Source organism: Acinetobacter kyonggiensis, from assembly GCF_900107285.1.
Taxonomy (GTDB): domain Bacteria; phylum Pseudomonadota; class Gammaproteobacteria; order Pseudomonadales; family Moraxellaceae; genus Acinetobacter; species Acinetobacter kyonggiensis.
The window spans coordinates 144,997-155,688 of record NZ_FNPK01000009.1; the positions used below are offsets into that span (position 1 = coordinate 144,997).

The window sequence follows — 10,692 nt, forward strand, 5'->3', positions numbered from 1 at the left end:
GTTTAGTGAGCCACAGCCGTCAATGTTTGTTCTAAAATCGCAACACACAGTTCATCAAAGCTATAACCAACTGCTTGCGCAGCTTTGGGTACCAAAGAATGACTGGTCATGCCCGGCACAGTATTTACTTCTAACAACCAGAAGTTACCCTGTTCATCTTGCATCGCATCAATACGCCCCCAACCACTGGCACCAACTGCTTGGAATGCACGTAAACATAACGTTTGCAGTTGTTTTTCTTCAGCTTCGGTCAGACCGCAAGGAATACCATACTGCACATCATTACGCTTATATTTAGCGTCATAATCATAAAATGCCACATCTTTTGGCGGTTCAAGACGAATCACAGGAAGTGCCTGACCATTCAGAATAACAATGGTAAATTCACGCCCTGTAATCCATTTTTCAGCCATCACCACAGCATCATGTTCGGTCGCTTTCGCAATTGCCAGCGCAAAGTCTTCAAGACGTTCAACTTTACTCATGCCGATACTTGAACCTTCATGTACCGGCTTAATAATAAACGGCAAACCAATACTCTCCACCACCGCGTTGAGATCGGAATCTTTGGTCACAATACGATATGGTGCGGTTGGAAGTTCTGAACCTTGCCAAACTTGCTTGGTTTTGACTTTATCCATACCAATCGCTGAACCCTGTACACCAGTACCGGTATAAGGAAGGTTCAACCACTCTAATGCACCTTGAATTTGACCGTCTTCACCGCCACGGCCGTGCAACACAATAAAGGCACGGTCATAGTTCACAAGTTCAGTCACACTGCGCTCTTGCGGGTCAAACGCTTCGGCATCTACCCCTGAACGTACCAATGCTTCAAGTACAGCTTTACCACTATTTAGAGAAACCTCGCGCTCAGCTGATTTCCCACCAAGCAACACGGCAACTTTGCCGAATTCTGAAGCATTTGCCACGTTTATATCCTTAAACTTTATAACTGAACAATCAAATTCAAAATCACACAAGGTGATTATTTTAAATACAATTTATTTTGTGCAAGCTCACTCGAGATAGCACCCACATTACCTGCGCCTTGGGTTAATAACAAGTCATTCGCTTGTAACACTTTATGCATCACATTTTCTAAATTGCCTTCTACAGGGTCAATCAAAATCGGTTCGACTTCACCGCGTAAACGAATACTGCGTGCCAAGCTGCGGCTATCTGCACCAACAATTGGCTTTTCACCCGCAGGATACACTTCAAGTAATAATAATTGATCAACGTGTGACAATACATCGACAAAATCATCAAAACAGTCACGGGTACGGCTAAATCGGTGCGGCTGGAACAACATAACTAAACGACGATCAGGATGACTTTGACGTGCTGCTTTAATGGTGGCTTCCACTTCTTTAGGATGGTGACCATAGTCATCCACCAATTTCACATTGCCACCGTCCAGTTCAAACTCACCGTGCACTTGGAAACGACGACCCACACCACTAAAGCCTTCTAATGCACGGCAGATTGCACCATCAGAAACGCCTTCATCGGTCGCAATCCCAATCGCAGCCAAGGCATTCAATACATTATGTAAGCCTGGTTGGTTGATGGTAACACGCAGCGGTTCACGGTCTTTACGCAGCACAGTAACATGCGTACGCATACCATCTTGATCAACGTCAACAGCACGAATATCGTTATCTTCATTAAAACCGTAGGTCAATAACGGACGACCAATACGCGGCATAATTTCACGGATATTGGCATCATCACCACACACCACAGCTAAACCGTAAAATGGCAGTTTGTGTAGAAACTCGACAAAGGTATCTTTTAATACGTCGAAGCTACCGCCATAGGTATCCATATGGTCAGCATCAATATTGGTCACAATGGTTGCCATCGGCTGTAAGTGTAAGAATGATGCATCCGACTCATCTGCTTCAGCCACAATGTAGCGGCTCGCACCCAACGCAGCGTTCACACCCGTACGGTTCAGCAAACCACCAATCACATAGGTTGGATCCAGGTTTTCTTCTGCCAACATGCAGGTTACAAGGCTGGTGGTGGTGGTTTTACCATGTGTTCCTGCAACTGCAATACCATGACGGTAACGCATCAGCTCACCCAACATTTCAGCACGACGAACCACTGGGGTACGGGTTTCAATCGCTGCTTTAATTTCTGGGTTTTCTTGATCAATGGCTGTCGACACCACAATCACATTGGCATCTTTAATATTTTCAGCGCTATGCCCAATGAAAACTTTAATGCCATTTTCTTCGAGCTGTGCCGTGGTTTTAGAGGCTTTAATATCTGAACCAGACACTTTATAGCCTTGGTTTTTTAATACTTCCGCAATGCCACACATCCCTGCACCACCGATTCCCACAAAATGAATGTGTTTGATACGGCGCATTTCAGGCACTTTAATTAACTTTTTCGCTTGATCAGCAGGAGTAGATGGAGACATATATAACTCTAATTTACAATTCTTGAATTAAACGAACCACATGCTGGGTTGCATCGGGTTGTGCTTTTTGACGTGCTTTGACTGCCATTTCAGACAGCAATTGGCGATTCATCAGTGGTGTTAGTAATTCTTTTAAACTTTCTGCTGTCATGTTGCTTTGTGGGCAAATTTTCGCAGCATTGATATTGGCTAAAAATTTGGCATTTGCGGTTTGATGATCATCAACCGCACTCGGTAGTGGGACAAAGATTGCAGCCACGCCAGCCGTTGCAATTTCAGTCACGGTTAAAGCACCCGCTCGGCAAATAATCAGATCTGCATTAGCATACGCTTTTGCCATATCTTCAATAAAGGGTTGCACCTCGACCTGTAACGTGGTCGGTACATCACCATAACGTGCTTGCGTCGCATCTTTGTGGTCTTGACCACATTGATGAAATACCTGCATCGGCACATCCAATTGTTTCAATGCTTCTGGAACAATTTGATTTAATGCTTGAGCACCTAAAGAGCCACCGACAATTAAAATCTGTATAGGCATCTCTGCTCGAGCACGCTCTTGATAACGCCAAGACGGATTTAAAATTTCAGTAATTTCTTTGCGTACAGGATTGCCTGTGGTGACAATTTTTGCACTTTCAGGGAAGGTATTGGGAAAGGCCTGACACACTGTTTTTGCAATACGCGATAATTGCGTGTTGGTAAAACCTGCAATCGCATTTTGTTCGTGAATGATGACAGGAATCCCTAAAGCACGTGCTGCTAAACCGCCAGGGCCAGCAACATAACCACCAAAACCAACCACAGCGTCAATATTGAGCTGTTTCATATAACGCATCGCACTGAGCGTGGCTTTTAAAATTTTAAACGGCGCTAATAATTTACGCACCACACCATTACCACGTACCCCCTGAATATCAATTTGATAAATTGGAATGTCTTGATTTTTTAATAATCGGTTTTCCATGCCCGTTGGCGTTGCCAGCCAAGACACTTCTACCCCGTGTTGCTGTAATTGTTTAGCAACAGCTAATGCAGGAAAAACATGTCCACCTGTACCTGCAGCCATCATCATGACATGTTGGGGCTTTGTTTTCATTGCTTTGGTCACAGTCTAATTCTTCAATTCAAAATAAAGGCAATGGAAAATTCATTTTAAGCGTTCAATTGTAATCACAAACACTAAGTCGGGGAAGCGTATTTACTTTTTTTCACGAAGTGCTTGATTGTTTTTTTCTACGGATTTAAAAGTTTAAACTAGTTTTATTATTACTCGATGCATTAATATATAATTTTATGCCTGTTTTATCCAGTTTTGTACGCTTAATTTGAACTGGTCGATAAATTCAATCTTCTTCTGGCAAATCGCTCTGGTTAAAAAAAGAGCCCGCATTGGACTCTTCTTTTAACAACAGGCGCTTTAAGCCTTCAAACCCGCTTCTAAAACAGCAAATAAGTCATCTGCAATAGAGGTTCCAAACTGGTCATCAATTTCACGGATACAGGTTGGACTGGTGACATTGATTTCTGTCACATAATTACCAATCACATCTAGCCCGACAAAAATCAACCCTTTCTCTCGAAGATAAGGTCCAACTTTTGCAGCAATGGCTTTGTCATTTTCACTTAATGGACGGGCTTGTCCTAAACCACCTGCGGCCAAGTTGCCACGGACTTCACCATTTTGTGGAATACGCGCAAGGCAGTAAGGTACAGCTTCGCCATTAATCATCAAAATACGTTTATCCCCCTCGACAATTTCAGGAATATAACGCTGTGCCATAATCGGTTGAGTCCCGTTATTGGTCAGCATTTCAATCGTCGATCCAATATTGATGCCATCTTGATATAAGCGGAAAATGCCTGTTCCGCCCATACCATCAAGTGGTTTTACAATCACATCCACCTGTTCTTTCAAAAATTCACGGATCAAACGGTCTTGTGATGTCACTAAAGTCGGGACTTGTAGTTCTGGAAATTGAGTCGCAAAGAGTTTTTCGTTACAGTCACGCAGGCTTTGTGGTTTGTTGATAATCCACGCCCCTTCGCGCTCTGCCTGTTCCAAAATATAAGTGGTATAGACAAAGTTCATGTCGAATGGTGGGTCTTTACGCATCAACACCACATCATAATCGGCAATCGATTCTTTTTGTTTTTCACCTAATTCATAATAATGATCGTAATCTTCAAACACTTTCAGCGGTGAAATTAAACCGAATGCTTTGCCTTGTTCGATATATAAATCTTGCTGTAATGCATATCCCAAGGTATGTCCACGACGGCTGGCCGCCCAAAGCATGGCCATAGATGAATCTTTTTTCAAGTTGACGTTTTCGATCGGATCCATCACCACAAGTACGCGCATATCTTTTACTCTGATATTTTTAGATTGGGAAAAGTATAGCGGAGATTACTGCAATGTGTTTTCACATTCTTGCTAAAGCTTTATCTATAATTGTGAAGAGGATTGATGAGAAATCTATGCAGCAAGCCATTATTGGTTTTCATTTGGATGATCAGCAAGATTGGGTGGCGAAGCTTGCTTGTGGTCATGCACAACATGTACGACATAATCCACCGTGGCAAAACCGCCCTTGGGTAATGACAGCAGCAGGACGGCAAGAAAAATTAGGGATGATGTTGCAATGTAAGCAGTGTGCTCTATCTAAATAAAAAAATAAGGAGCTGACACTCCCTATTTTTAAATCTTAAGCTACTGCAATTTTATGGCTCTCTTAAAGTATTCTTACTGGCAAATAAGTTTTCATCAAACTTAAATCTAAAACGCACATAGGCGCCCTGAAGCGTTGTGTCACTCTCAGCCAAATCATCATCTTTATAACCAGAGAAATTATAGCCACCTGAAACCCATAAATTTGCAGCCACTAAATAACCCACTTCAGCACCCAACAAAATGCGCTGCCCCGAACTCATATTGGACCACAATGCGCCCGTATGCACGCCAGCATCCCATCGTTCATTAATGTCATACATAGCACGCGCACTCAACATATGGGTCATGCCGCTAGACTCTAATCCAGAGAATGTGGTGTTGACATTTTTTACCGCATATTGCCCCGAAACAGTGAAATCCTGCGTTGGATGGTAATTCAAATGGTTAGAGAAAATATAAACATGCTTTAAGTAAGCATTGCTTAAATCTGTTTGATTATTGTCATAACGGTATTCAACTTTCGCCAACGAATCAAAACGGTTGCGTTCAGTATCGCGGTATGCCAAACCAAGCTGGAAGCGATCAACCAAACGGTCTCCGCTATTTTGGCTCTTACTGTCCGTTTGGCTAACAACATTTTTTGCCAATAAGGTCACATCATCCGAGTATTTATAAGCAAGCCCTAAATTATTCAACAGCGTATCCGCTTGGTCTGCCCAGCGCGCTTCAATACGCGCAACAGCTTTCCAGTTCGGATTTTTCAAATATTCCACCCCTAAGGATGCTGCGGTGCTGTCTGAACTCCGGTTGTTGGCATTGGACAATGCTTTGGTTTGCTCAAAACTGGTGTTGGCATAAAAGCCTTTTTCAATTTCCCAGCGATTGCGCAAACCAATGGCAGCTTCAGCTTCGCGCGCACTGATGCCATCACGCACACGATATTCACTAAATGCAGTGCCATTGTTGTTATATTTACTGTCAACACCAAAAACAGTGACATTACGGCGCTGACTGCTATTTAAATCATACAAGCCATTAATACTTGAGACCAGCTCATGACGGCCATATGCTCTTAATTTGGTATTAATCTGATAATTTGCGCCCAAAGCGAAAACACGACGATCTGCTTCCGATATATCCTGCTCGTATTCAGCAAAGACATTGGAACCTTGCCAAGGCAGCTGACCCGTCAATTTTGTCCGAACCGACGTGCCATGATAAGGGGCTATTTGCGTGGTATTCAACGTCGCTGGATCAGCCGATTCATCATAATATTTTAAGCCAAGCTCTACCGCCACGATGCGGTTAATCGCCCGTTCAATGCTTGCCGAAACCCCTTGATTCACGCCGCTTAACTGATCTTCGGTACGGATCGCTTCTAATTTGGCTAAACCAATTTTATCTAACTGAATACGCCCTTTAATGCCACTTTCTTTACGGCCAGCAGTAATAGATGCCGCTGTGTTGTAGAATCCGCTATCCGCTTGGTTATGATAAAGCTTCATCTCCAAGTCTTTATAAGTATAATTTAATTCAATCCGCCCCGCATTGCCTGATAATTTTCCAGGCGCATCGGGTTTAGCATTAATCTGCGTTAAGCGATCAAGGCCATCATTCACACTTTCTGAACGGGCAAATTCAGCAATGAATTTAGCTTTATCATTGGCAAATTTAACCACCGTATTCACACTGGCAAGTTGATCTTGAGCAAGTGGGTTATCGCTATTGACATAAGCGGCTCCTACTTTAACCTGCTCAGTTATTTTCATTGAACCCGATACACCGCCAACCGTGTATTCTTCACCGCCTTGGTCAGATTCCACAGTAATGCGTAAGTAAACTGGATTCAGATCTGCATCAACACTTGGTACAGGATCTTTTAAATAAATACTGTTACTAAAAGAATCCACTTCATAATCGGTAAAACGGGTTAATGTCGTGCGCGTAATGATGAGCCCAGGATTGTTGCGGTCACGGGTAACCACTTCGACTTTTTCACTATTGTCACGAATGTCTTGTGCATTTACGCTGCCCAAACCATAAGGGCCAGAAATACCCATCGCGCGTTGTTCATTCACAACCTGCTGGGTATTGGTATTGGCTGCAAATGCAGTCACTTTGTATTTATCTGTTTCTATTGCACCACGGACACCGGTTAAAGAACGGTTATATTGCCCTAAAGATAATCCTTCATCATTTTCAGTACGGGTCACATAATCGCCATACATCACATATGAACGACCTTTATCCACACGTACATACAATTTGCTGGTCGATTGCGCATCAAAACCTTTGGCCGCTGAATCGCCATAAACTGGATAATATTCATCTGGACGAATATCACGGAACAGTCGCTGATTTTTATCCTTGTCAGAATCATAAGCCAACGTGAGTAAATACTCTCCTTTGACCCGCCCTTTTAAGAATAATGCTGCCCGTCCAGTGGTACTGCGTTGACCATTACGAGAAGAAGAAATTTCACTGAGTTCTTCTTCAAAACCGTCATTTGAATTAATGCTGCTCAATTGTTTCGGATCAAACTTTTTAAAATTAATTGAGCCTTCAAGCATACCAACAGCAATGATTGGTCGTAAATCAGGCAAGAAACGTACAGGAGTGCTGGCATGGAAAATGCCGCTCTCAACCGATAAAGTTCCCTCGCCAGCTTCAATCGGTGCTTGAATCGGCACAACCAATGTACCGCCTTCAACAAAGACCTGAATACCGGGCTGTTTCGGATCTAAGTCTAATAAGTCAATTTTACCGATTGAACTATCTAAGGTCATTGGGGTGCGGCTTGAAACCAAAGTGCCATGACGATCCACAATTTTCAAAGCCACATTAAAACGGTCATAACCATTGGCTTGTGCTGCGGCCTTGCTCGGTTCCAGCTGTAACTTATCTAATTGGTCAGGCGCAACCACTTCAATGCGTTTTGTGTCGCGGGTATTGCCCATCATGTCCACTTGACGGACTTCAATCGCATTGCGACCTGCCTGAAGATCGACCCCAATAAAATCGAGACCTGAAACCTGCAAACTCGGTAAAACGGCACGTTTACCGATACGTTTTTCGGGCACTTGCTCGCCATTGACCCACAGCTGTAGCTGCGTACCAGCAGCACCTTTTACCTGAACAGAAGTCTGAGGGTAAGCCAAAACCTGCCCATCTTTTAAGTTCAAAATTTCTAATTGATTATTGGCAGCGCTTTCTAAAGCAGTTTCCAAATTAATCATTTTCACCGCGCTCATCAATTCTGCGGGTGAACCATTCGGGATAACTAAAGCTTCAGAGAGAGGTAAGGCAACTGACGGTCTTATTCCTGATTTATCCGGTTCAAACTGAACTTGTTTTAATTCTTTAATCTGCTCTTTAGAAAAATCAAGATTACAGTTTGCTTGAACACCTTGTGCAGAAATACAACCGCTGGCTGGCTGGCCGCGTACATCCGTCACTTTAGAGAAAATCGGATCGAGGGTTAAATCTGAACGCAGCACTTGCTCCAAATTGGTATTGTCTTGTTCAATCTGTTTTTTCCGATCAAGTATCCGCTGCATCAAAGGTTGTGAGCATTGCGAAGTATCATCGGTAATGGCAAAATCCGCCCGATGCAGCTCACCACGTTTTAAATCCACAAAACGGCTATTGGGATCACCCGCTTGACGGTTGTTGATCAAGACCAATTCAGAAGCAAGAGGCAAACTGGTACGGTCAACTTTTAAAACGTGGGTTTTGGCACTGATGCCATAAAAATCATATTTACCTTCACTGTCGGTAATCACATAACTACCGTCTTCAAGATAAATCCGCACCCCCGGCACGCCAATCTCACCCGGATCCTGTATCCCATTGCGGTTACAGTCAGTGAACACCTTGCCGACAATGAAGCCATCCGAAATCATGGCGCCTGGTATGACTTCAACTTTTGCCGAAGCTTCATTGGACTCAATACCTTGAGCATCTTTAGCACGCACACGGTTAATACCATCGCCATTGAGCGCATTGGGCCCAATATAAACACGGTATTGAACTTTAACTTCTTTATTGGGTGTGAGTGTGCCTAATCCAAGTTTTAAATAAGGTCCTTTACCGCCAACAGGATCATCCACTTTGGTTTCGTCTACGCGCATAGAACCTTGCACGTAAATAAAACCTCTCGGTAAAGTATCGGTAATGGCAACATCGGTTGAATCGACAGTTCCGCGATTTACAACCTTGACAGTATATTCTTCAAATTCGCCAATTTCTGCAGTTTTGTTTGAAGCAGTTTTTTGAACAAATAACGATGAACTGATATTTGCTACTTTAGGATCAATCGGAATATCAATATTCAGTGCGGGGTCACCATTATTTAAGGTGAACTGTCCTGCATATGACCATTTAAGATCAACCGCTTTATCTGCTGGGAAACTTGGATATACAAATGTATCACTTTTAAAGGTATAGCGAGAATTTCCCGGAATCGTGCTGGTATCCACCACGAAACTATAAGTACCCGCTTCAACAAATGGATAAACAAATTCACCTGCATCATTTGTAACTTGTGTCGCTGGAATAGAAACCTTATTCCCAGTTTGAGGGTCAATTGCAAAGGCAATATTATTCCCAATTGGCTGACCACTTTGATCTAAAAGCGTCACTGTTGCCCCAGCAACAGGCTTGCCTGTTTTGGCATCAAATACCGTACCATACGGATCTATCAATACGTTGGTACTAATATCGGTAATTGTGCCTGTGGATTTCCCTTGAGCATCCAAACAATCGGTTAGACGAATATCAACTTGGTCGCGCTTAAGCGTTTGCAGCACAGCGTCATATGAAATGCCTTTGTCTGAAAATGTAGTCGGCAAGGTATACTGGAATACACCGGTATTGACTCCTGTTTCCACGCCAATCACTTTTTCAATGTCACCAGTTTTGGTTGACTTAATCCGAATTAAGACCCGATCTGAACTATAGCGGTCTGCATTGCAGCTGGCATTCTTCGCTTCAATATAAAGCGGCTTATTTACACTACCAGTGGCTAAAATATTTTTAAAGTCACCAGAGTTATTGCTAATATTTGCTGAACCGCCCACGACAGTGGAAGCGGTATTGGACAAAACCGTTTTTTGGCTATCCGTCACCGCATAAGACACTTGATAGGTATTATTCACCGTTGTTTTTGCAATATTACGGTTCATGCTGACCACAAGATCAATTTGCTCTGTGGTATTGGCATCAATTTGCGGAAATCCAACCACCAACTGATTGATTTGATTTACATCATTCGGACTAACGGTACTGTAACGATCATTTGCAAGCTTATACAAAATTTTAGCTTGAGCATTTTTAGCCTGTGCCGATTTAAACGTGGTATTTACAGGCAGTTCATCGACCAACAGCACCATTTTCGGCACTGTTGCAAATAGAGATTTGAGTCGATGAAGTTCCTTTTTAAAAGTGCTTAGAGACCGAAAACCCTGTTGATTAGACACACTTCACCTTGAGGCTGACCATAATAAAATGACGATGCTTGTCCTTTACGTAGTGCACGCATGACTTCAATACCTTTAATTGTGGCATAAGCCGTCTTCATAGA

The 10,692-nt window shown here is 42.9% G+C and carries 5 protein-coding genes and 2 pseudogenes; 1 reads left to right on the forward strand and 6 read right to left on the reverse strand.

Translation table 11 applies throughout. The features are described from left to right. Window positions 1-2: 2 nt before the first annotated feature. The 4 genes from BLV99_RS09435 to gshB all read right to left on the reverse strand — a co-directional run bounded on the left by BLV99_RS09435 (window position 3) and on the right by gshB (window position 4,802). Entirely contained in the window at window positions 3-932 is a 930-nt protein-coding gene (locus BLV99_RS09435; protein WP_092689977.1) for a D-alanine--D-alanine ligase, read from the reverse strand. A gap of 56 nt (window positions 933-988) precedes the next feature. Then, window positions 989-2,437, reverse strand: coding sequence for a UDP-N-acetylmuramate--L-alanine ligase (gene murC / locus BLV99_RS09440; protein ID WP_086184052.1), 1,449 nt, complete (start codon window positions 2,435-2,437; stop codon window positions 989-991). Window positions 2,438-2,450: 13 nt separating this feature from the next. Next, complete coding sequence (gene murG, locus BLV99_RS09445; RefSeq protein ID WP_425283543.1) at window positions 2,451-3,536, reverse strand: undecaprenyldiphospho-muramoylpentapeptide beta-N-acetylglucosaminyltransferase; 1,086 nt, start codon at window positions 3,534-3,536, stop codon at window positions 2,451-2,453. 321 nt (window positions 3,537-3,857) lie between these two features. After that, the gene (gene gshB / locus BLV99_RS09450; protein ID WP_086184054.1) at window positions 3,858-4,802 is read right to left on the reverse strand and encodes a glutathione synthase; all 945 of its coding nucleotides are present in this window, start codon (window positions 4,800-4,802) and stop codon (window positions 3,858-3,860) included. 116 nt (window positions 4,803-4,918) lie between these two features. Between gshB and BLV99_RS09455 the strand changes: the two genes are divergently transcribed. Continuing rightward, window positions 4,919-5,110 carry a DUF3565 domain-containing protein gene (locus tag BLV99_RS09455; RefSeq protein WP_092689982.1) on the forward strand — a complete coding sequence of 64 codons (192 nt, stop codon included), beginning with the start codon at window positions 4,919-4,921 and terminating at the stop codon, window positions 5,108-5,110. Window positions 5,111-5,161: 51 nt separating this feature from the next. Here BLV99_RS09455 and BLV99_RS09460 read toward each other — a convergent pair. Together BLV99_RS09460 and BLV99_RS09465 are read right to left on the reverse strand one after the other, a co-directional pair. Further along, window positions 5,162-10,504 (reverse strand): annotated as a pseudogene (locus tag BLV99_RS09460) (SdrD B-like domain-containing protein); the annotation flags it as partial. 53 nt (window positions 10,505-10,557) lie between these two features. Beyond that, window positions 10,558-10,692, reverse strand: a pseudogene (locus BLV99_RS09465) (IS6 family transposase); the annotation flags it as partial.